General features: G+C 66.3%; 19 protein-coding genes. 5 read left to right on the plus strand and 14 right to left on the minus strand.

All coding sequences use genetic code 11. The features are described from left to right. Positions 1-59: 59 nt before the first annotated feature. The 14 genes from A9971_RS26310 to A9971_RS26375 all read right to left on the minus strand — a co-directional run bounded on the left by A9971_RS26310 (position 60) and on the right by A9971_RS26375 (position 15,244). Positions 60-1,646, minus strand: a complete 1,587-nt coding sequence (locus tag A9971_RS26310) for an arylsulfatase (RefSeq protein WP_183000143.1) — start codon at positions 1,644-1,646, stop codon at positions 60-62. An 89-nt stretch (positions 1,647-1,735) separates the two neighbouring features. Next, positions 1,736-2,761: an HAD family phosphatase gene (locus A9971_RS26315; RefSeq protein ID WP_183000144.1), complete on the minus strand. Its 1,026-nt coding sequence runs from the start codon at positions 2,759-2,761 to the stop codon at positions 1,736-1,738. Then, on the minus strand, positions 2,758-4,086 hold the full coding sequence (locus tag A9971_RS26320) for a BatD family protein (RefSeq protein ID WP_183000145.1): 1,329 nt from the start codon (positions 4,084-4,086) through the stop codon (positions 2,758-2,760). Before A9971_RS26320 ends, A9971_RS26315 begins: the two co-directional genes overlap by 4 nt. Next, entirely contained in the window at positions 4,083-5,675 is a 1,593-nt protein-coding gene (locus A9971_RS26325; RefSeq protein WP_183000146.1) for a VWA domain-containing protein, read from the minus strand. Before A9971_RS26325 ends, A9971_RS26320 begins: the two co-directional genes overlap by 4 nt. A 1-nt stretch (position 5,676) precedes the next feature. Then, positions 5,677-6,675, minus strand: a complete 999-nt coding sequence (locus tag A9971_RS26330; RefSeq protein ID WP_183000147.1) for a VWA domain-containing protein — start codon at positions 6,673-6,675, stop codon at positions 5,677-5,679. After that, positions 6,662-7,240 (minus strand): DUF4381 domain-containing protein, encoded by a 579-nt coding sequence (locus A9971_RS26335; protein WP_077934065.1) that lies wholly within the window; start codon positions 7,238-7,240, stop codon positions 6,662-6,664. The genes A9971_RS26330 and A9971_RS26335 overlap by 14 nt, the downstream gene beginning before the upstream one ends. Then, positions 7,237-8,187, minus strand: a complete 951-nt coding sequence (locus A9971_RS26340; protein WP_183000148.1) for a DUF58 domain-containing protein — start codon at positions 8,185-8,187, stop codon at positions 7,237-7,239. Before A9971_RS26340 ends, A9971_RS26335 begins: the two co-directional genes overlap by 4 nt. An 11-nt stretch (positions 8,188-8,198) precedes the next feature. Next, positions 8,199-9,179 carry a MoxR family ATPase gene (locus A9971_RS26345; RefSeq protein ID WP_072441949.1) on the minus strand — a complete coding sequence of 327 codons (981 nt, stop codon included), beginning with the start codon at positions 9,177-9,179 and terminating at the stop codon, positions 8,199-8,201. A 23-nt stretch (positions 9,180-9,202) separates the two neighbouring features. Beyond that, positions 9,203-9,793, minus strand: coding sequence for a hypothetical protein (locus A9971_RS26350; protein WP_183000149.1), 591 nt, complete (start codon positions 9,791-9,793; stop codon positions 9,203-9,205). Beyond that, positions 9,790-10,554 (minus strand): DUF2092 domain-containing protein, encoded by a 765-nt coding sequence (locus A9971_RS26355; protein ID WP_183000150.1) that lies wholly within the window; start codon positions 10,552-10,554, stop codon positions 9,790-9,792. Before A9971_RS26355 ends, A9971_RS26350 begins: the two co-directional genes overlap by 4 nt. A 12-nt stretch (positions 10,555-10,566) precedes the next feature. Further along, positions 10,567-11,520 (minus strand): transporter, encoded by a 954-nt coding sequence (locus A9971_RS26360; protein WP_019095220.1) that lies wholly within the window; start codon positions 11,518-11,520, stop codon positions 10,567-10,569. Between the two features lie 12 nt (positions 11,521-11,532). After that, on the minus strand, positions 11,533-12,930 hold the full coding sequence (locus tag A9971_RS26365; RefSeq protein WP_239692726.1) for a DUF1254 domain-containing protein: 1,398 nt from the start codon (positions 12,928-12,930) through the stop codon (positions 11,533-11,535). A 55-nt stretch (positions 12,931-12,985) separates the two neighbouring features. Further along, positions 12,986-14,443, minus strand: coding sequence for a DUF1254 domain-containing protein (locus A9971_RS26370; protein WP_011061144.1), 1,458 nt, complete (start codon positions 14,441-14,443; stop codon positions 12,986-12,988). A 9-nt stretch (positions 14,444-14,452) separates the two neighbouring features. After that, positions 14,453-15,244 carry a hypothetical protein gene (locus tag A9971_RS26375; protein WP_065363978.1) on the minus strand — a complete coding sequence of 264 codons (792 nt, stop codon included), beginning with the start codon at positions 15,242-15,244 and terminating at the stop codon, positions 14,453-14,455. A gap of 398 nt (positions 15,245-15,642) precedes the next feature. Here A9971_RS26375 and A9971_RS26380 point away from each other — a divergent pair, with 398 nt between their 5' ends. From A9971_RS26380 to A9971_RS26400, 5 genes are all read left to right on the plus strand, one after another. Next, positions 15,643-16,086, plus strand: a complete 444-nt coding sequence (locus A9971_RS26380; RefSeq protein WP_011061146.1) for a polyketide cyclase — start codon at positions 15,643-15,645, stop codon at positions 16,084-16,086. 43 nt (positions 16,087-16,129) lie between these two features. Continuing rightward, positions 16,130-16,813, plus strand: coding sequence for a type 1 glutamine amidotransferase domain-containing protein (locus tag A9971_RS26385; protein ID WP_019095224.1), 684 nt, complete (start codon positions 16,130-16,132; stop codon positions 16,811-16,813). 545 nt (positions 16,814-17,358) lie between these two features. Further along, the gene (tpx, locus tag A9971_RS26390; protein ID WP_183000152.1) at positions 17,359-17,859 is read left to right on the plus strand and encodes a thiol peroxidase; all 501 of its coding nucleotides are present in this window, start codon (positions 17,359-17,361) and stop codon (positions 17,857-17,859) included. Positions 17,860-18,036: 177 nt separating this feature from the next. Beyond that, entirely contained in the window at positions 18,037-19,356 is a 1,320-nt protein-coding gene (locus A9971_RS26395) for an MdtA/MuxA family multidrug efflux RND transporter periplasmic adaptor subunit (protein ID WP_183000153.1), read from the plus strand. Continuing rightward, positions 19,353-22,451, plus strand: a complete 3,099-nt coding sequence (locus A9971_RS26400) for an MdtB/MuxB family multidrug efflux RND transporter permease subunit (RefSeq protein ID WP_183000154.1) — start codon at positions 19,353-19,355, stop codon at positions 22,449-22,451. Before A9971_RS26395 ends, A9971_RS26400 begins: the two co-directional genes overlap by 4 nt. The last annotated feature ends 21 nt before the right edge of the window (positions 22,452-22,472 follow it).

Raw genomic sequence — 22,472 nt, forward strand, 5'->3', positions numbered from 1 at the left:
AAGCCGACGCCTGCTGTGTGGGGGGGGAGAGGCCGCCCGGTGGGCCGGGCGGCGTCGGGTCATTGGGCCGGTTGAGCCTTCATTTTCTCGGCGATCTTGGCATCCACCGCGGCGCGGATCTGGTCGATGCTGAAGCTCGCCGGTTTCTGGCTCGGTGGGTATTCGATGAAGGTCTCGAGGAACTTCGCCGACTTGGTCACCGCCATCCCGGCCAGGTAGACGTTCTTGGTGTTCCAGTCATAGAACTGGTCGGACACCACGTCCGCCCGCTCGTAGGGGTCCATCCGCAAGTTGAGGATCTTCGGTACCCGTAGGCATACGAACGGCTCGCTCCAGACCCTGAACCCGCCGGGCTGGCGCTGCTCGCAGAACACCACTTTCCAGTTGTCGAAGCGCATCGACACCAGCACCCCGTCATCGTTGAAGTAGTAGAACTCGTGGCGTTCCCCCTTGGGCTGCTGGCCGGTCAGGTAGGGCAGCTGGTTGAAGCCGTCCAGGTGCACCTTGAAGCTGGCGCCACCGGTGGTGGGGGCCCAGCCCTTGAGCAGCTTGTCCTTGACCCCGCTGTCGCCGGCCGCCGCCAGCAGGGTGGGGAACCAGTCGAGCCCCGAGAACATCTCGTTGGAGACTTCCCCGGCCTTGACCTTGCCCGGCCAGCGAACCATCGCCGGCACCCGGTAGGCGCCTTCCCAGTTGGAGTTCTTCTCGTTGCGAAATGGCGTGGTCGCTGCATCCGGCCAGGAGAACTGGTTGGGCCCGTTGTCGGTGGTGTAGACGACGATGGTGTTGTCGGCGATCTTCAGGTCGTCGAGGGTCTTGAGCAGTTTGCCCACATCGTTGTCGTGCTCGACCATGCCGTCGGCGTATTCGTTGCCGGGCATGCCGCTCTGGCCCGCCATGGACTCGCGCACATGGGTGAACACGTGCATGCGCGTGGTGTTCATCCAGACGAAGAACGGCTTGTCGGCCTTGGCCTGCTTCTCGATGAAGGCCTGGGCGGCGGCGGTGGTTTCGTCGTCGATGGTCTCCATGCGTTTCTTGGTCAGGGCGCCGGTGTCCTCGATCTTGCCGTCGGCAAAACTGTGGATCACCCCGCGTGGCGAGTTGGCCTTGACGAAGTCCGGGTCGTCCTTGGGCCAGTAGGGGCGCTCGGGCTCCTCTTCGGCGTTGAGGTGGTAGAGGTTGCCGAAGAACTCGTCGAAACCGTGGGCGGTGGGCAGGTACTCATCCCGGTCGCCCAGGTGGTTCTTGCCGAACTGGCCGGTGGCGTAGCCCTGGGATTTCAGCGCCTGGGCGATGGTGATGTCGCGTTTTTGCAGGCCCACCGGGGCCCCGGGGATGCCCACCTTGGACAGCCCGGTGCGCAGCGGCGTCTGCCCGGTAATAAAGGAAGAGCGCCCGGCGGTGCAGCTGTTCTCCGCGTAGTAGTCGGTGAACAGCATGCCTTCCTTGGCGATGCGGTCGATGTTCGGTGTCTTGTAGCCGACCACGCCCATGGAATAGGCGCTGATATTGGTCTGGCCGATATCGTCGCCGAAGATCACCAGGATATTGGGTTTCTCTGCCGCCCCGGCAGTTGCCGAGAACGCCATCACCGCGGTCGCCACCAGGGCGGCCTTGGGTAGCCACTTGCGTATGCGAGTCATCTGACTTGCTCCTTTTTCGGGTTCGCTCGCCTGGGGCGAGCCACGTTGAGTGCTGTCCTGCCTTGCGTCTGTTGTTGCTTCTCCTGTGGTCATTGCGCTTGCTCGGGTGCCAGGGGCTCGAAGGGGTAGATCCGCCGCCATTCGGCGGCCATGTCCACCAGCGTCCAGCCGTGCTGCTGTGCTTGATCCAGGGCCTGGTCCAGGCGCCCGACCTGGGACTTGCGGTCGTAGGCCCACTCGCGCGCTGCGTCGGTGTGGTGCACCAGGGCCATGAACCGCTTGCCACTGCCTGCGGCGGTCCACTGCAGCATCTGCAGGTCGCCGTCGGAGTTGCCGAAAGCCAGCAGCGGGCGCCGGCCGATGATCCCGTCGATGCTTTCCGGCTTACCCGGGCCGTCGTCGTTGTGGGCCAGCTTGGCGGTGCGCAGGATCGACGGCTGGCCGTCCTGGAACTGCCACTGGGTGACGAAGTTGCTGCCGATCACCTGTTCCGGCGGGATGCCGTAGGCGCTTTCGGCGAAGGCGCGCATGAAGGCGGTGTCGCCGCCGGAGACGATGTAGGTCTTGAAATCCTGGCTGCGCAGGTAGTCGAGCATTTCCAGCATGGGCTGGTAGATCATCTGGTTGAACGGCCGCCCGGTCTTCGGGTGGCGGGCCTCGGCCAGCCAGCGCCGGGCATTGTCGATAAGGGCCTCGCTGCTGATGCCGGTATGGGTGGCGCCGATGATCTGCAGCAGGCCGTGCATGCCGCTGGCGGCCAGGGCCTGGTGATCACCTTCGAGCACGGCCTGGAACGGCTGGCGGGTCTTCCACTCGGGGTGCTGGGGCGCCAGGCGCTTGATTTCGTCGAAGGCGAACAGCACCTCGAAATAGGCCGGCTGCTCGCTCCACAGGGTGCCGTCGTTGTCGAACACGGCAATGCGCTCGGCGGGTTTCACGTAGTCCGGGCCGCCCTGGGTGGTCACGGCCTGGACGAAGGCGAGAATGCCCTGCTTGCTCGGGCCGTCCTTCCACGAGGGCAAGGGGTCGCTGTTGGCCAGGGCCAGCAGCGGGGCGGCCAGCAACAGCAGAAGGAGGGGCAGGTGGCGCACGCGCCAGGGGGCTGGAAGTGTCATGGGAAATCCTTCTCGTGACGGGGGTTGAGGGGGCGCAGGCCGTGGCCTTGAGGAGGGGCTTGCGGCGTACCTTCGGCGTGCAGCGCCGGCAGCGCCTGGCGCAGTTGCTCCAGCGCCGCACCGGCGTGGGGCGCCGGGCCATAGCAGGCCTGCAGCAGGGCGCGCAGGCGCGGGCCCAGGCTGGCCAGATCGAGGCGGCCGCTGCTGCGCCGACACCACAGGTACAGGGCACCCAGTTGCGGCGGCTGCTGCTTGAGCTGGCCCGGCACCTGTTCCCAGGCCCAGGCGGCGGAGCGCTCCCAGGCGGCCTGGCGGGCGGCCCGCCAGTGTTGCCAGGCCTGCTGCCCGCGTTGCCACCAGGGGCGGCCCAGGTACAGCGCCACAACGCCCAGCGCCAGCAGCAGGGCCAGGCCGACCAGGTACTGGGAAATGCGCCAGGGGTTTTGCCGGCCCAGGGCCTGGAGATCGTCGCGGATGGAAAACACCGGTTGATAGCGGCTGGCGGCCGTGGCCTCGAAACTCAAGGCCGGCAACTCGCTGACCTGGGCCCGATGCGCCTGGCTGTTCCACCATTTGATCCGCAGCGCCGGCAGTTGGTAGTGCCCGGGGCGCTGGATCCTGTAACTCAGGCGATCGATGCGCTGGCCACCGCTGATATGCCCGCGACCGTCATCCAGGTTGCTGATGCGCGGGGCCACCGGGTAGGCCTCCAGGCCGGCCACGGCGGCCGTTTGCGGCGGCGGCAGGGACAACCCCGGCGGGCCGTCGGCCTGCAGAGTCAGTTCGCGGACCAGGGTGTCGCCCACCGCCGCTGGTGTCGCGGACAAGCGCAGGGTCTGGGTCAGGCGCAGATCATCGGCCACCAGCACCGTTTCCCCCGGGGCGAAGCCCGGCGGCTGGCTGGCGCTGAAGGCCAGGGGCGGGGTCTGCGCCGACTGTTCGGCGCTGGCCTGGGCCGGGGTGGCGCGCACCACCAGGGGCGGGATCTGGAACGAGCGGGCCTGTTGCGGGGTGATCCGGTAGCGGTAGCGCATGCCGAAGAACGGCTGCCCGTCGAGGGTCTGGTTCAAGTGCTCGGCTTCGCCGTCGGGTGCCAGCACCAGGGCCCCGGGCAGTTGCAGCTCCGGCAGGGTCACGGCCTGGGTGAACCAGGTATTGGTCAGCACATCGACCTGCAACTGCAGGGTTTGCCCGACCATCACCGAGGTATCGGGCTGCAACTGGGCCTGCACCCGCAACTGCGGCTCTGCCGCCAGCGCCTGCCAGCCCCAGAGCATCAACCCAAGCGCCACTGCCCACAGACCTCTCAACGCTACAGGGTTCATGGCGTCACCTGCGGCGTGGTGTTGTCGAGGTCCTGCAGGCTGAACTTCTGCCGCAGGAACGCCGCCGGGGAGGTGCTGAGGTTCTGCAGCCAAAGCTCGTCGCTGGCGGCCTGCTGGGTCTCGACCTTCTTGCTCTGGCCCTTGCCCGCAGGCTTGTCGAACTTGATGGCATCGGGCTTGACCTCGGGGGCGTTCTGCTGCGCGCTCTCGGTGTCTTTTTTCAGCGCCTGGGCCAGGGCCAGGTTGGCGCGGGCCTCGGCAAACCGGGGCTGCAACTTCAGGGCTTGCTGATAGGCGGCGATGGCCTCGTCGAACTTGAAGCGCCGCACATGGATATTGCCCAGGTAGAAATACGCCGCGGCGCTGTCCAGGCGGGCGAAGCTGGCCAGGGCCAGATCGAAGTCCGCCGCTTTATAAGCCGCGATGCCTTTCCAGTAGGGGTCGGTGAACAGCGCGGCGGCGGCCGGGTAGTGGCCGTGTTCGAAGGCCCAGCGGCCTTGCTGGTCGGCGCTGAAGAAGGCGTCGGCCAAGGTATTGGCCCGGGCCGTCGGCGCTTGCAGGCTCAAGCCCAGGCCCAGCAGCAGGGCACCCAGCCAGTTCAGGCTCCAGCCGCGGCGCACGCAGCAGAACGCCAACAGCAGCAGTGGCCAGCACAGCCAGTAGCCGGCGTCTTTCCATTGCAGTTGCCGGTCGGGGGCGCTGGCCGCGGTGAAATGCTGCTGGGCATGCAACTGCACCCAGTCCAGGTCGTCGTCATTCAGGGTCAGGCTGCCCAGGGGCGCGTCGCTGGCGGCGGCCAGTTGCTTGAGCGCGGCGCTGTCGAAACGCCCCAGTTGCGGGCGGCCGTCACTGTCGGTGAGCGGCTGGCCGTTGGCGTCGCGGATGATCCCGCCGTCGCTGCTGCCGGCCGCGAGGATCAGTACCTGCAAGGGGCTGTCGGCCAGTTGCTGTTTGATCGCCGCCAATTGCGAGGTGTCGGCGCCGTCGCTGATCAGCAGCAGGCTGCCGGGGCTGTGCTCGGCCTGGAGCAGGCGCTGGGCTTGCCGGATCACCCCCAGCACATCCTTGCCCGGGCGCTGGATCAGATCGCTGCCCAGGGCCTGGATGAAGCTGTCGAGCAAGGCCGGGTCGTCGCTGGCCGGCAGTACCAGGTGGGCGCCGCCGGCGTAGGCGATCAGCCCGGTGCGGGCGCCACGGCGTTGCTGCACCAGTTGCTGCAGCTTGTGCTTGGCGGCCTCCAGGCGGCTGGGCGGTAGGTCGCTGGCGTTCATCGAGGGGGACAGGTCGAGGGCGATGATCAGCGGTGCGCGGTTGTGCAGGAAATCCGGGCGGTCCTGTTCCCAGGTGGGGCCGGCAGCGGCCAGGGCGCCCAGCACCAGCAGCGCGCTGAGCAGATGCACCGGCCGCAGGCGCTGGGAGTCCTGCGGGGTGACCAGCAGGTGCGTCAGCAGGTGTGGGGCAATGGTGCCCCGCAGGCGGGCCTGCAGGTCATGCCGGCGCTGCCAGAGCCAGGGCAGCAAGGCCCCGGGAATGATCAGCAGCAGCCACAGTGGGCGCAGGAGGTGCAGGTCGCTGAGGTTGATCTGCATTTCAGGCCTCCTGCGGCGGGCGAACCCGGTTCGGGCGCAGGCGCGGCGCCAGCCAGGCCAGCAGGTGATACAGCACCAGCAGGCCCAGGGCCGCGCCCAGGGGCCAATGGAACAAATCGCGCTTGGGCTGGTGGCGCAGGGTCTGCACTTGATGGGGGGTGAGGCGGTCGAGGGTGGCGTAGACCTGGTCCAGGGCGCTGCGGTCCTCGGCGCGGAAGTAGCGGCCACCGGTGGTCCGGGCGATCTGCTCCAGGGCCGACAGGTCGACCTTGGCTTCACCTTCGGCGCTGGGGTCCCCGATGCCGATGGTATGGATCACTACGCCTCTGGCTGCGGCCATGGCGGCGGCGTGTTGTGGGGTGATGGCGCTGCTGGTGTCGTTGCCGTCGGTGAGCAGGATCAGCACTTTTTCTGGCTCATGGGCCTGTTCCAGCAGCTTGAGCGCCAGGCCGATGGCGTCGCCAATCGCGGTGTTGGGCCCGGCCATGCCGATCCCGCTGTCTTCGAGCAGCAGGCTCAGGCTGGCGTGGTCCAGGGTCAGGGGCGCCTGGGCAAAGGCGCCGCTGCCGAACACGATCAGCCCCAGGCGATCGTCCTTGCGCCGCTGGATAAAGCCCTGGACCACTTCTTTCACTGCGCTCAGACGGTCGACCCGCTGGCCGTTGGCGTCGTTGAAATCCTGGGTCTGCATCGATTGCGAGAGGTCGATGGCGAGCATCAGGTCGCGTACCGGCCGCTGCTGTTCGAGGGGAGGCTCGACCCACACCGGCCGCGCCACCGCCAGCACCAGCAGGGCCCAGACCAGCAGGTTGAGCAGCAACTGCCCGCGGTTGCGGCGGCTGCCGGACAGTTGCGGCGCCTGGCCGACCGCGCGGCTCATGGCGGCGAAGAACGGCACCCGCACCGCGCTGCGGGCCTCGCGGTAGGCGGGCAGCCAGCGGTAGCCGAACCAGGGCAGCGGCAGCAGGAGCAACAGCCAGGGAGAGTCAAGCTGCCACATGATGCTGCTCCACCCAGGTGCGGCACTGCTCGAACAGCTGTTGTTGCTGGGCGGGCGACAGGGCCTGCAATTGCGCCTGGGGCGCGTAGGCCAGCAGGGCCAGTTGCTGGCTGAAATCATCGGGCAGCGGTAGCGGGCAATGCTGTTGCAGAAAGGCCTGCCAATCCGCCCCTCGCAGCCCCGCCACCCCCCGCGGGCCTGCAGGCGCTGGCTTGCCCGTGAAAGCGCGGGTGGCTGTGGCAAGGGCTTCCCCGGCAAGCCGGCGCCCACGGGATGTGTGGGGGGCGGGGGGCATGGACAGGGCCACGCGCTTGAGCAGTTCGGGCAAGGCGCGCAGGGCATGGATGCGCTCGTCGCTGGCTTGCAGCCGGGCCAGTTGCGCCAGCGCTTCGCGCCGATAGGCATCCCGGCGCCAGCGCCAGTAGCGCCGGGCGCCCCAGGCCAGGGCGCCGAGCAGCAGCAGGGCCAGCAGCACGGCCCAGCCCCAGGTCTGCGGCAGGTAGGCGGGCGGTGGTGGCAGGGGCATTTCCTGCAACTGGTCGATGCTGGGGAGGGTCGGGTTCATCGCCGCGGCGTTCCCAGCCTGCCCAGCTCGCTGCGCAGTTGTCCCAGGGCCTCCTGGGCCGTGCTGAACATCATCAGCGGTACCTGGCTGCGGCGCAGCAGGCTGGCCACGTCCTTGAGCCGGCCACTGAGGAAGTCCCCCAGGGGCCGGTGCACCTGGCGCTGCTCCACCGCCAGTTCCACTTGCAGTTGGCCCTGGGTCACCAGCAGCCGGCCGTTGTGCGGCAGTTCCAGGGCCAGGGGGTCATAGACCTGCAGGGCGATCACGTCGTTGTGCCGGGCCAGTTGGCGCAGGTACTGCAGGGTGCGCGGGCTGGTGCCGGCGAAGTCGCTGACGATACAGACCAGATGGTCGTGGGCGGCGAGGTTCAGGCATTGCTGCAGCCCCCGGTCCAACTGCGCGTCGCCCTCATGGTCGGGGTTGCCGGCGTGCAGTTGCTGGTTGTGCTGGACGATCCGGCTGCACAGGGCTTCCACCCGCTTGCGGCTACGCAGCGGGGCGAGGCTGTCGATGCCCTGGTCGTTGAACACCAGGCCGCCGACCCGGTCACCGGCCTGGAACACCATCCACGCCGCCAGCGCCGCCAGTTCTGCGGCCAGGGCCGACTTGAAGGCCCGCCGCGAGCCGAAGAACATCGACATGCGCTGGTCCACCAGGATCAGTGCCGGGCGGTCGCGCTCTTCGGTGAAGGTACGCACCACCGCCTTGCCGGTGCGCAAGGTGGCGCGCCAGTCCAGGTGACGCAGATCGTCGCCGGGCTGGTAGCGGCGCAGTTCGTCGAAGTTCAGGCCGCGCCCGCGCAGGCGCGAGGCGTGGTTGCCGGCGAGGATGCTGGCTTGTGGCTGGCGGGCGACAAAACTCAGGGAACGGGCCTGGAACTCCAGGGCCATCAGCTGGCTCAGGGCGACATAGACCTGCCCGTCGGCTTCGTGCAGTGGCGTTGCCATGGCGGTTCTCCTCAGGCCGGGATGGCCACGCTGTCCAGCAGCAGGTCCAGCACCTGGTCGGCGCCGACGCCGTCGGCCACCGCGTCGTAGCTCAGTTGCAGGCGGTGGCGCAGCACCGGGTGCAGCACCCTGCGCACGTTGTCCGGGCTGACGAAATCCTCGCCCTGCAGCCAGGCATCGGCGCGGGCGCAGCGGTCCAGGCCGATGCCGCCCCGGGGGCTGGCGCCGATGGCGATCCAGCGCCCCAGGTCCGGGTGATAGTCGGCGGGGTGGCGGGTGGCGTTGACCAGGTCGATCAGGTAGCGGTCGATGGCCGGGGCCACGGCCACCGCGCCGACTTCGCGGCGGGCATCGAAGATCACCTGCTGGGACAAGGCAAAGCCCGGTACCCCGGGCGTGGCGCTGCCCAGGGCCTGTTCCTCGGCGCGCAGCAGGCGCAGCACCTGGCTTTCGTCCTCGGGCTGGGGGTAGTCCAGCAGCACCTTCATCAGGAAGCGGTCCATCTGCGCTTCCGGCAGGGGGTAGGTGCCTTCCTGCTCGATGGGGTTCTGGGTCGCCAGGACGATGAACAGCTCGGGCAGGGCATGGCTGGTGCCGGCCACGGTGATCTGCCGTTCCTCCATGGCTTCCAGCAGCGCTGCCTGGACCTTGGCCGGAGCGCGGTTGATCTCGTCCGCCAGGATCAGATTGCCGAACAGCGGCCCGGGCTGGAAGCGGATCTGGTTCTGCCCCTGTTCCTGGTGCAGCACTTCGGCGCCGGTGATGTCCGAGGGCAGCAGGTCGGGGGTGAACTGGATGCGCCGCATGCTGGCTTCCAGGTGCCGGGCCAGGGCCTTGACCGTGCGGGTCTTGGCCAGCCCGGGCAGGCTTTCCAGCAGCAGGTGGCCGTTGCCCAGCAGGCCGATGACGATCTGCCGGATCACCGCTTCCTGGCCCAGCACCGCTTCGCTGATGCTGGCTTGCAGGGCCTGTATATCGTTACGTGCGCTCATGCTCGGTTCCTTGTGCATAGCCATTACCAGGGGGCCGCCACGACCACGTAGCGCAGGCTGCCGCCGATGTATTGCGGCTGGTACCAGGTGTTGCCGCAGTGTTGGTAGGCCACGCCGCTGGCCACCACCGAAACGCAGTCCGGCGGCACGCTGTCGACCTGGGTGCCGATGGCGAATGCCGCGGCGGTGGTGGCGCCGACCACCGCCGCTGCGGCCCAGGGGTGGTACCAGTCGTCGCCGTGATCGGGGGGTGGTGGCGGTGGCCCGGGCGGCCCCGGATAAGGCTGGGGCCCTGGCCCTGGATAGGGGTGTGGCTCAGGGCCCGGGCCGGGATAAGGATGCGGGCCGGGCCCTGGTCCTGGCCCGGGATGGGGCTGCGGATAGGGATGGGGCTCGGGATGCGGCCCCGGTTGCGGTGGCTGGGGCATGGGGTGCGGCATCGGCCGCGGCTGGGGCATGGGCCTCGCCGCCGGGCCGCCCCCACCCCCACCGTGGGGCACGACGAAGGTGCGGGCACCGCCGCCACCGCCGCGCAATTGCCAGGCCTGGGCCGCGGACACTTGCAGCAGGCCAAGGGTCAGGACGCTGTACAGCAACCAGTGATTGCGCTTCATGGCTGTACCTCCCCCTGTGCTGCGCTGCGCTCCAGGCGCCGCAATGGCACCTGCGTGGCGCCGGCCGGGGGCTTGAAGGCGAAGCTTGCGGCACTTGGCGCCGACTTGAGTTGCCAGCGGTAATCGACACTGTGGCGCGGCTGCTCGGGGCTGTCGCGGCGGCTGATGACCAGGCGGCAGGGCAAGGGCCGGGGCCCTTCGCGCAGCCACAGCTGCCAGTCGATGTCGCTCTGGCGGAAGGCGTAGTGGGCGCAACGCTGGTCGCCCAGGGTCTCGCTGGCGATGTACAGCGCCGACGTCAGGCCGACCTTCTGCGCGGTGTCGGCGTCCCAGCGGAACAGGTCCGCCAGGGGCAGTTCGATGCCGTAGCTGTCGCTCAGGCGCTGTACCAGAGCGTCGATGCTGGCGGGCGCCGGGGCTCGGGCATAGTAGGGGCCGCGGCTGTCGTAGAGGGTGAAGGCTTCGCCGTCGTAGTACAGGCTGCGTCGCGCGCCCTGGCTTTCGACACTGACCCGCAGCCTGTCGGGTCGCTGGGCCAGCAGTTCGGTGTGGTGGCGAAACTCCACGGCCTGGCCGCTTTCCAGCAACTGGTCGGTGACGCTGTCGGCCTGGATCGCGAACTCGCGCAGGCTGCGCAGGTAGCTGCCCATCTGCTGCAGGGCGCCGAGGGCACGAGGTTCCAGCTCATCGGCGGCGTGCAGCGGGGCACCGGCCCAGAGCAGGCCGAGCAGGGCGACAAGGACCCTTGGATAAGGCGGCATGGCGCACTCCTGTCAGAAAAAGGCCAGGGTCAGGTTGACGCTGACGCCGTTGCCCTCGGGGCGGTTCTTGGTGTCGAACTCGGGGATCCAGCGCGCGCTGATGTTGGCCTGGGCATCGGCGAACTTGCCGCTCCAGCCCAGGGTCGGCCCGGCGCCCACGGAGCGCCCGCGATAGCCGTTGAGTCTGTCTGCGGTGGGGCCCTGGTCGTCGCTGATCTGCTGGATGTAACCGACCACCAGCCCGGCGTTCCAGCCGCTGCCGAAGCCGTGGGTCCACAAGCCATCGAGGCGCAGGATGTCGCCGTTGCGGTAGTCGGCGGCGTCGTTGCGGGTGTAGAACTCCAGGGCGCCCATCAGGCTGAATTCGCCGCCCTTGCCGTCCAGATGGGTGAAGGCGATGGTCGGCATGAAGGTGTAGTTGTTCTGCCCGGGGTTGGCCAGGCGGTTGTCGTTGTAGGCCCCGGTGGGCACGTAGATCGGCAGCGACAGGGCGATATGGTCGCGCTCGTTGATGTGGTAGCCGGCGGCGATCGGCGTGACCAGCAGGTCGGCGAACTGGGTGCCGCTGTCCTGGGTACCCACCGTGCGCCCGCGGGGGCCGGTGAGGCTGGCCTGGATGTCGGTGTACTGCACCGGCACGCCGATGGCCGAGGCGTAGTTCCAGCGGCCCTTGCCGGTGTCCCAGACCCGGGTGAAGTTGCCCATGGTGTAGGACACCTTCATTTTCAGCCCCGAGCTGAGATCGCCGATGATCGGCACCTGGCCGCTGCCCTTGAGCTCGCCGTCGTAGTAGATGCTGGTCAGGGACATCACCCAGCCCGGTTCCGGGGGGATGATCCCGGCATTGGAGTAGATCTGCTGGCCGGTGATGGGCCGGCCGACCCCGCCTTCGGCGGCATGCAGCAAGGGGCTGGCCGCCAGCAGGCAAAGGGCCAGGGATGAACGCAGGGGCGAAGGGCTGGGCATGACGGGCTCCGCTTATTGTTGTTCAGGGGCGACCGGCGTCAGCGGCGGCATCTTCCACTGGCCGTTGCTGACGTCGGGTTTGGGCAGGTAGATCCGCAGCACCCCGTAGAAGGGGCCGTCGGGGGCCGGCAACCAGTTGCTTTGCAGCTCCTTGGCCGGCGGCTGGTGCTGCACATGGAGGGTCAGGCCGCCGTCGGCGTCGGTTTTCAGCGAGGGCAGCATGCGTGAGTTGATCAGGTAGCGTTGCAGCGGGTTGGCCACCAGCAGCTTGCTCTTGCCGTCGTACATCGTCAGCGACCAGAAGGCATTGGCCGGGGGCAACTGGCCCTTGGCGAAGTGCAGGCGGTAGCGATGCTGGCCGGCGTTGAGCGGCTGGCCCTGGTCATCGACGAAGTAGCCGATATAGCTGGCCTCTTCGGCGGAGTTGCCGAAGATCCCCATGTTGGCCCCGGCGTAGCGGTACAGGTAGTTGTCCTGCAGGTGCTGGCGGCTGCCGAACAGGTCGCCACTGGTGATCTTGTGGGTATCGACCTGTTCTTTCTTGAAGGCGGCGAATTCGGCCTTGCCGTCGCTGATGCCGTCTTCCAGGGCCTGCTTTTGCGCGCTGCCCAGCTCTTTGAGGGGGAAGGGCTGGCCGGGAATGATGCCGATGCTGGCCAGGCGTGCCAGCAGGTCCTTTTCCTCGGGCTGGGGCTGGGCGAAGGCCAGCATGAAGTTCAGGTAGCCGAACAGTTCCGGGCTGTCGCTCATGGTGGCGGTGGGCGGGGGCCAGTGGATCGCTGCCGGTGCCGGGGGCGGCGGCCGGCCGAGGAACTGGCTCAGCGCCTGGACCTGGTAGCTCTGCTGGATCTTCTGCACCTGCTCCAGGTCTTTTTCATCGAACAATTGGGTGCGGTACAGGGCGTAGACGATGTTGCTTTCACTGTGCAGCACCTTGTCGATACCGGCTGGCGTGGGGCCTTGCCAGTCAGGCCCGGCGATCAGGTAGTGGCCGCCCTGGTTGCCGGTGCTGCGGGTGCCCAGGTAGTCGAAGTTCTGGGTGTAGAGGTCGATCAACTGCACCGAGTAGTAGCGCTGGGCATCGATGGCCGGCAGGCTCAGTACCTGGGGTTCGGCCCGCAGGTCGAGCCAGGCGAAGGAGTAGGGGGTGTCCGAGTTGGGGGTGACGAAGGCCGTGTCCTTGGGGCTGAAGACCTGGGCGGTACCGCCGATACGGTTGAACGGTGCCTTGAAGTTGGGCCCCCCCTGATCAACGGCCTGGGTGTAGAGGGTCTTGTACATCTCCACCACCGGAAAGCCATAGAGGTAGGCCTGCTTGGCGATACCCCGGGCCTGCTCCGCGGTCGCGCTGAAGGCGCCCAGGGACGGGCCGCTGAGGGCCAGCGTCAAGACCCCGAGCAAGCTGGGCATCACAACCTTGATGATCATCGTTCGAATCCTTGCGCCAAAGTCAGGGGGGCAGGCGTTACTGCACCAGAGTGATGTCATCGAGTTTCCAGCGCTTGTCGAAGTAGGCCTCGGTGGGGGCGTAGAGCCGGAAGTAGCTGAACCAGTGCTTGCCCGGCAGGGTCTGCACCCAGTTGCTTTCCAGGCCCTTGGGGGCGCTGGGGCCGAAATACAGGTCCAGGGAGCCGTCGGGGTTTTTCTTCAGGTCCTGGCGCGATGACAGATCGGCCTTGCGCTGCGGGTTGTCGATCAGGCAGCGGCTGGCACTGTCGTAGACGGTCAGCGACCAGAACTGCCTGGCCGGCGGGTTGCTGCCCAGGTGCAGGCGATAGTGCTTGCCGCCGTCCAGCCACTGGCCGTTGTGGTCGGTGTAGGCGCCGAGGTAGGTCTGGCCCAGGCCCGGGGTCTTGGACACCATGCCCTTGGTGTTGGTGACCGCCTCGTAGAACCAGGCGCTGCGTTCCCACAACTGGTCGTAATAGGCCACGCGCTGGGACGGGTCGGCGATGTTCAGCACCTTGTCCCATTGCCGGTCTGGCCAGTACTGGGCATCGGCGAAGCGCTTGGCGAAGGTATTGGCCTGGGCGATCAGCTCACCCATGCGCGCGCCCTGTTCCAGGGCCTGGCGCTGGTGCTCGTTGGGGTTGAAGGGCTTGTCCTTCTCGATGCCGAGGCTGGCGAGCATGGCCATGTAGAAGCGGTCGCGCTCGTTGACCGGCTCCTGCTGGATGATCTGGTGCAGGCGCTCCCAGTAGGCCATGCCCCGCGGCTGGGTGCCGGACCAGGGCTTGCCGCCGGGGGACAGCAGGCGGGTCGCCGGCGGCGTCGCGCGCTGGGCGTAGGGGTACATCTTGAATTGCTGCACCAGCGCCTTGCCCTTGGCCGGGTCCGGGTCGAGCACGCGAAAGCCCACCAGCACGTTCATGGTTTGCGACTTGGCCAGGTAGTACTGGTCGGCGTCGGAAGGTTCCGGATGGCCCGGCGGCAGCACCAGGTACTTGCCGCCCTTGCCCTGGTCCGGGCCGGTCTGGCCCATGTCGGTGATCGCCCGTTGCCAGAAGTCGCCGACTCCACCGGCGGTGGGGCCGGGGGGCAGCTCGACGACCATCGGCCCGGTCTGGTTGAGGTCGACAAAACCCAGGATGTAGGGCGTGGTGGCGTTGGCGGTGATCACCCCGAGCTTGTCTTCGTAGCTTTCCAGGACCATCAGGTCGCCATTGCCGGCGTGCAGCTTGTCGCGAAATTCCCCCTGCCACTGGGCGTAGGACACCAGCGGCAAGGCCCACAGGTAGCTTTGCGTGGCCTGCTGGAAGTCCAGCTCGGCAAACAGCCCGGCAATGGCGGCCCGGGCCGGCAGTTCGCCATCCATCTTGATCGCCGTCAGGCGGCTGTTCTGCGGCTCGGGCTGGGCGCCGACCCCGCAACTGGCGGCCAGGAGCAACAGGCTGAAACCGGCAGTGCGCAGTAGTGGCTGCATGGCGCGTCCTTATTTTCCGAAAGTGACATTGATCCCGGCGAACAGGGTGAACTGGGGCAAGCCGTCGCCTTTGCGCTCCACGGTCCACTGCGGCTCGACGAAGGCGTTGAGAATGTTGTCACCGGCTTTCCAGGCCTTGCCCACCCCCAGGCCGATGGGGATGTAATGGGTGTTGTTCTTCAGGTCGAAGGTCCAGGTGCCGGTGGAGCGCAGGTACCAGCCCCGGGGCAGGTTGTGGATGATGAAGGGCTGCAGGGTGGCGCTTTCGACATGGGCGCGGTCATGGTCGCCGGCGAATGAACTCTGGTACTGCACCAGGGCCCCCAGCAGGCCCCGGGGCGAGGCATCGATGGCCACTGCGGCCAGCCCGGCCTGCCATTTTCCGGTGCCCAGTTCGTCCTGTTCGGCGGTGGGTGCGGTGATCTGCGGGCCGATGCCCAGCTGCACGCCGTCGGTCTTGAGCAGAAAGATATCGAACAGGTTGAGGTCGCCGATGCCGGTGCTGTAGCCGTGGTGCGGATCGGGGCGGGTACTGACCGGCAGGGTGGCACGCAGCAGCTGGGGGACGCCGATGAAATCCGAGGGGGCGATGGGCAGGGTGCCCCGCAGCAGGGTGTCGTTGGTGTGGGCGTTGCTGTCGTACAGGCGCGGGGTGTAGTAATCCTGCAGGTTGAGGCCGGGTGCAAGGTTCAGCGGGTTGTTGCTTTTGTTGGCGGTTTCCGCGTTGTCGGCCAGGGCCGGCAGCGATGAGCTCAGGGCGACTACGGCCCAGACGGCGGGCGCAAAAAATGCTCTGGACATGCAGGTTCAATCCTTTTGCGAACGGTCACCGAGCGGCACTTCTTGAGCCGTGGGTCAACTGATAGTGTTTCTCTCTAATACCCGTAGGAATTGTCTGATGACGCTAGCAGCTAACCTTCGCTTAGCCAGTCGAAAGGATTAATTCGTTGGTTTTTGTGCACAGGATCACTGCCGGGCTGTGGACAGGCAGTGCGTGGCGGGCGGCCCTTTGAAGGTGAGCGCCGGCGAATCTCTCTTAAAGTGTTTTGTGATCATTTCAATGTAATTTGTATGGTTATAGTGATTAATTTTTTATGTGTATAAAAACCATTAAAAACAATGAGTTATTTGTTTTTAGTGAAGTGGTTTGTAGGTTTGTGTGGGTGCCTTCTCAACAGAATCAGCAAGGATGAACCAGAATGCCCGTGGTCGAACGCACGACTTTCCTGGCCGGATACAGCCCGCAGCAGGTGCTGGATTTCTGCCTCGAAGGCGCCAACTTTCCGAAGATTTTCCCCGAGCGTGTCACGCCCTTGGGGGGCCTCGATATCAATGACCTGCGCATCAGTGTCGGGCGCCAGTTCAGCTTCCTGCACTGGATGTTCGGTGTCATACCGGCGAAATGGACGGTGGTTATACGTGAGGTCGGCGATCGGCATTTTGTCGACGAGATGCTCAAGGGGCCGCTGCGGGCCTTTCGTCATGAGCACCGGGTCGAGGCCGCCGAAGGGGGCACCCTGTACACCGACCGGGTGACCTACAGGGCCATCGGTGGTGCACCTTTGGAGTGGTTGATGGTCAATGCCTACATGGCGCGGATTTTCGATGCCCGGCACCGCAACATGCTGCGGTTGCTCAGTTGATTGCCGTGCCTTGCCCTGTTTTCCAATGCCAAGGAGCATGCCCATGAGCAAGAAGATACTGGTGGTCCTGACCAGCGTGGCCAAATACCCCAACCTGGCCCGCGCCACTGGCCTGTGGCTGGGTGAGGCGGTGCATTTCGTGAAGAAGGTCGAGGCGGCGGGCTTCGAGGTGGACTACGTCAGCCCCAAGGGGGGCTACGTACCCATCGACCCCCATAGCCTGGCCATGGCAGACGACACTGACTGGCAGTGGTACCAGGACAGCGCCTTCATGAGCCGCCTGGGCTCGACCCTCAAGCCTTCCCAGGTCAGGGCTGGGGACTATGTGGCGATCTATTACGCCGGTGGCCACGGCGTGGTCTGGGATTTTCCCGATAACCCGGAGCTGCAGGCCCTGAGCCGGGAGATCTATGAGCAGGGGGGCTATGTCAGCTCGGTGTGCCATGGCGCGGTGGGCTTGCTCAACATCAAGCTGGGCGACGGTAGGCTGCTGATCGCCGGCAAGCAGGTCACCGGTTTCTCCAATGAAGAGGAGAAACTCGCCGAACTGGACCAGTACGTGCCCTACCTGACGGAAACCGAACTGGTCAAGCGCGGTGCCCTTTACCAGAAGGCCGCTGCACCCTGGGCGCCGTTCGCGGTGGAGGATCAGCGGGTGATCACCGGGCAGAACCCGGCGTCCGGCGGCCCGGTGGCCGATCTGCTCCTGGCGCACCTCAACAAATAACCGTAGGAGCCGGCTTGCCGGCGAAGAGGCCGTTAAGGCTTGTGCACGGCTAGAAATCGCTTTCGCTGGCAAGCCAGCTCCTACACCGAAACACCCAGATTCACCCCTGTAGGAGCCGGCTTGCCGGCGAAGGCGGCCTTGAGGCTTGCGCAAGTCTCGAAATCGCTTTCGCTGGCAAGCCAGCTCCTACACCGAAACACCCAAATTCGCCCCTGTAGGAGCCGGCTTGCCGGCGAAGGCGGCCTTGAGGCTTGCGCAAGTCTCGAAATCGCTTTCGCTGGCAAGCCAGCTCCTACACCGAAACACCCAAATTCGCCCCTGTAGGAGCCGGCTTGCCGGCGAAGGGGCCCTTGAGGCTTGCGCAAGGTTTGAAAGCGCCTTCGCTGGCAAGCCAGCTCCTACAACCGGTAATGCCGGTGTCGGGGTGGGTTGTTGGACAATTTGCCCGTGGGGCATAGGTGCCCGGGCCTTTTCATGCTTAACTTCGGCCTCTCAGGAATTTCTCATTGCTGTTCCATCATCACTGTTCAATAAGGACTCCGTTCATGGCTCAAGTCACTCTCAAAGGCAACCCGGTGCAGGTTAATGGCCAACTGCCGCAAGTCGGTTCCAAAGCCCCAGCGTTCACCCTGGTGGGCGCAGGCCTGGCCGATGTTTCCCTGAGCAGCCTCGCCGGCAAGCGCAAGGTGCTGAACATCTTCCCAAGCGTCGACACCCCGACCTGCGCCACCTCGGTGCGCAAGTTCAACGCCCAGGCCAACGAGCTGGCCAACACCGTGGTGCTGTGCATCTCTGCCGACCTGCCATTCGCCCAGGCACGCTTCTGCGGCGCAGAAGGCCTGGAAAACGTGCAGAACCTGTCGACCCTGCGTGGCCGCGAGTTCATCGAGAACTACGGCGTGGCCATCGCCGACGGCCTGCTGGCCGGCCTGACTGCCCGCGCCGTGGTGGTGCTGGATGAAAACGACAAGGTGCTGCACAGCGAGCTGGTCAAGGAAATCGCCGAAGAGCCGAACTACGACGCGGCCCTGGCCGTGCTCAAGTAACAGGTTTTACAATTATTCACGGCCTGGCTCTGTCCAGGCCGTTTTTATTTGTGCTTCAGTGGCTTAGCACCGCTCCTTGAAACGTCAGTCAAAGGTAAATTGCCGGTAAAGGCGCTTTGCTAAAACGGTTCCAGTGCTTATCTTTCAGCCTTCTCAAAGAAGCCTCCCACGCGCCCAATGGTTGATCACTCCATGCAATCCTCTGTCTCCCGCAACTCCCGTCGCTGGCTGTTCGGCCTGTTCGTCCTGCTGCTGGTCGTTGGCCTGTGCTGGAAATTCTGGCCGGCCAGTACCCACCAGGAGGCCGCCGGGCAGAAAGCCGCGGCCGGGCATACCGGGCGCAGCGGTAGCATGCGCCCCGGTTTCGGCGGCGCCAGCGGGCCGATCCCGGTGCGGGTGTCACCGGTGACCCAGGGGGATTTCGCGGTGTACTACAAGGCCCTGGGCACGGTGACGGCACTGAACACCATCAACGTGCGCAGCCGGGTGGCGGGGGAACTGGTCAAGGTCAATTTCGAGGAAGGGCAGATGGTCAAGGCCGGCGACCTGCTGGCACAGATCGATCCGCGTCCGTACCAGAACGCCTTGCTCCAGGCCGAAGGCACCTTGCTGCAGAACCAGGCCCAGTTGAAGAACGCCCAGGTCGACCTTGAGCGTTACCGCGGCCTGTACGCCCAGGACAGCATCGCCAAACAGACCCTGGATACCGCCGCGGCGCTGGTGGGGCAGTACCAGGGTACGGTCAAGACCAACCAGGCGGCGGTCAACGACGCCAAGCTCAACCTGGAATTCACCAACATCCGCGCGCCGATCGCCGGCCGCCTGGGCCTGCGCCAGCTGGACGTGGGCAACCTGGTGGCGGCCAACGACACCACCGCGCTGGTGATCATCACCCAGACCCAGCCCATCAGCGTGGCCTTCACCCTGCCGGAAAACAGCCTGGAAACCGTGCTCGCCCGCTACCACAGCGGCGCCAGGCTGGCGGTGGAAGCCTGGGACCGCGGTGACGTGAAGCTGCAGGCCACAGGCGTGCTGCAGAGCCTGGACAACCAGATCGACACCACCACCGGCACCCTGAAGTTCAAGGCGCGCTTCGATAACCGCGACCAGGGCCTGTTCCCCAACCAGTTCGTCAATGTGCGGCTGCTGGCCGATACCCTGAAGAACGTGGTGCTGGCGCCCTCGGCGGCGATCCAGCTCGGCACCAACGGCACCTTCGTCTACGCCCTGGATGGCGACAACAAGGTGAAGATCCGCCAGCTCAAGGTGGGCGCCAGCAACGGCGACTCGACGGTGATCCAGGACGGCCTCAAGGCCGGTGACCGGGTGGTGATGGAAGGCACCGACCGCCTCAAGGACGGCAGCGAAGTGGAAGTGGTCAACGACAGCATCGACGTGCCCACCACCCCCACCGAACACCTGCAAGGGCAGCCCGCCGGGGCACCGGCCGCAGACGGCAAGCCGGTTGATGGCAAGGCGAAAAAGGTCGGCGCATGAATTTCTCGCGGCTGTTCATCCTCCGTCCGGTAGCCACCACCCTGAGCATGCTGGCCATTGTCCTGGCCGGCCTGATCGCCTATCGCCTGCTGCCGGTGTCGGCCTTGCCCCAGGTGGACTACCCGACCATCCGGGTCATGACCCTGTACCCCGGGGCCAGCCCGGAAGTGATGACCAGCGCGGTCACCGCGCCCCTGGAACGCCAGTTCGGGCAGATGCCCGGCCTGACCCAGATGGCCTCCACCAGTTCCGGCGGGGCCTCGGTGCTGACCCTGCGCTTCAGCCTCGATATCAATATGGACGTGGCCGAGCAGCAGGTGCAGGCGGCGATCAACGCTGCCACCAACCTGTTGCCCAAGGACCTGCCGGCGCCGCCGGTGTACAACAAGGTCAACCCGGCGGACACCCCGGTGCTGACCCTGGCCATTACCTCCAAGACCATGCTGCTGCCCAAGCTCAATGACCTGGTGGATACGCGCATGGCGCAGAAGATCGCCCAGATCAGCGGCGTGGGCATGGTCAGCATTGCCGGCGGCCAGCGCCAGGCGGTGCGGATCAAGGTCAACCCCGAGGCCCTGGCGGCCAACGGCCTGAACCTGGCGGACGTGCGCGCCCTGATCGGCGCCTCCAACGTCAACCAGCCCAAGGGCAACTTCGACGGCCCGACCCGGGTCTCGATGCTCGACGCCAACGACCAGTTGACCTCGCCCAAGGACTACGCCGAGCTGATCCTGGCCTACAACAATGGCGCGCCGCTGCGCCTGAAGGATGTGGCCGAGATCGTCGATGGCGCCGAGAACGAGCGCCTGGCGGCCTGGGCCAACGAGAACCAGGCGGTGCTGCTCAATATCCAGCGCCAGCCCGGGGCCAACGTGATCGAGGTGGTGGACCGGATCAAGGCGCTGCTGCCGAGCATCACCGACAACCTGCCGGCGGGCCTGGACGTCACCGTGCTCACCGACCGTACCCAGACCATCCGCGCTTCGGTCAAGGATGTGCAGCACGAGCTGTTGATCGCCATCGCGCTGGTGGTGATGGTGACCTTCCTGTTCCTGCGCCGGGCCAGTGCCACCATCATTCCTTCGATTGCCGTGCCGCTGTCGCTGATCGGCACCTTCGGGGTGATGTACCTGGCCGGCTTCTCGGTGAACAACCTGACCCTGATGGCCTTGACCATCGCCACCGGCTTCGTGGTGGACGATGCCATCGTCATGCTGGAGAACATCTCGCGCTTCATCGAGGAGGGCGACAGCCCGATGCAGGCAGCGCTCAAGGGCGCCAGGCAGATCGGCTTCACCCTGATCTCCCTGACCCTGTCGCTGATCGCGGTGCTGATCCCGCTGCTGTTCATGGCAGATGTGGTGGGGCGGCTGTTCCGCGAGTTCGCCATCACCCTGGCGGTGGCGATCCTGATTTCCCTGGTGGTGTCCCTGACCCTGACCCCGATGATGTGCGCGCGGCTGCTCAAGCGTGAGCCCAAGCCTGAAGAGCAGGGGCGCTTCTACCGCGCCAGCGGGGCCTGGATCGACTGGCTGATCGAAAGCTACGGGCGCAAGTTGCAGTGGGTACTCAAGCACCAGTTCCTGACCCTGATGGTGGCCATCGGTACCCTGGGCCTGACCGTGTTCCTTTATATGGTGGTGCCCAAGGGCTTCTTCCCGGTGCAGGACACCGGGGTCATCCAGGGCATTTCCGAGGCGCCGCAGTCGGTGTCCTTCGCCGCCATGAGCCAGCGCCAGCAGGACCTGGCCAAGATCATCCTGCAGGACCCGGCGGTGCAAAGCCTGTCGTCCTACATCGGGGTGGACGGCGACAACGCCACCCTCAACAGCGGCCGCCTGCTGATCAACCTCAAGCCCCACAGCGAGCGCGACCTGAGCGCAGCCCAGGTGATCGCGCGGATCCAGCCCGAGGTGGACAAGCTGCTGGGCATCCGCCTGTTCATGCAGCCGGTACAGGACCTGACCATCGAGGACCGGGTCAGCCGCACCCAGTACCAGTTCAGCCTGTCGTCGCCAGATGCCGAGCTGCTGAGCCTGTGGAGCAATCGCCTGGTGCAGGCCCTGGCCCAGCGCCCGGAGCTCACCGACGTGGCCAGCGACCTGCAGGACAAGGGCCTGCAGGTGTTCATGGTGATCGACCGTGACGCCGCGTCCCGGGTCGGGGTTTCGGTGGCGAACATCACCGACGCCCTGTACGACGCCTTCGGCCAGCGCCAGATCTCCACCATCTACACCCAGGCCAGCCAGTACCGGGTGGTGCTCCAGGCCCAGGCCGGCGAGCGCATCGGGCCCCAGGCCCTGGAGCAGATCCACGTCAAGACCACCGATGGCGGCCAAGTGCGGCTGTCGAGCCTGGCCCATGTCGAGGAGCGCCAGGCGCAACTGGCCATCGCCCATATCGGCCAGTTCCCGGCGGTGATGATGTCCTTCAACCTGGCGCCCGGTGTAGCCCTGGGGGAGGCGGTGAATGTCATCGAGCAGGTGCAGCAGGAGATCGGCATGCCGGTAGGGGTGCAGACCCGCTTCCAGGGCGCGGCGGAGGCCTTCCAGGCCTCGCTGTCGAGCACTTTGCTGCTGATCCTGGCGGCGGTGGTGACCATGTACATCGTCCTCGGGGTGCTCTATGAGAGCTACATCCACCCGATCACCATCCTCTCCACCTTGCCCTCGGCGGCGGTGGGGGCCTTGCTGGCGCTGATTCTCAGCGGCAACGACCTGGGCATGATCGCCATCATCGGCATCATCCTGCTGATCGGCATCGTCAAGAAGAACGCGATCATGATGATCGACTTCGCCCTCGACGCCGAACGCCACCAGGGCATGGCCCCGGAACAGGCTATCTACCAGGCGGCGCTGCTGCGTTTCCGGCCGATCCTGATGACCACCCTGGCGGCGCTGTTCGGCGCCGTGCCACTGATGCTGGCCACCGGTTCCGGCGCCGAGCTGCGCCAGCCCCTGGGCCTGGTGATGGTGGGCGGCCTGCTGGTGAGCCAGGTGCTGACCCTGTTCACCACGCCCGTGATCTACCTGTACTTCGACCGCCTGGGCCGGCGCTTCGGCAAGCGTGAAGACGCCCAAGAGGTGGAGGCATGAAGGGCCGCAGCCTGCCTCAAG

It is taken from the genome of Pseudomonas sp. UME65, assembly GCF_014170225.1.
In the GTDB taxonomy this organism is placed as follows: domain Bacteria; phylum Pseudomonadota; class Gammaproteobacteria; order Pseudomonadales; family Pseudomonadaceae; genus Aquipseudomonas; species Aquipseudomonas protegens.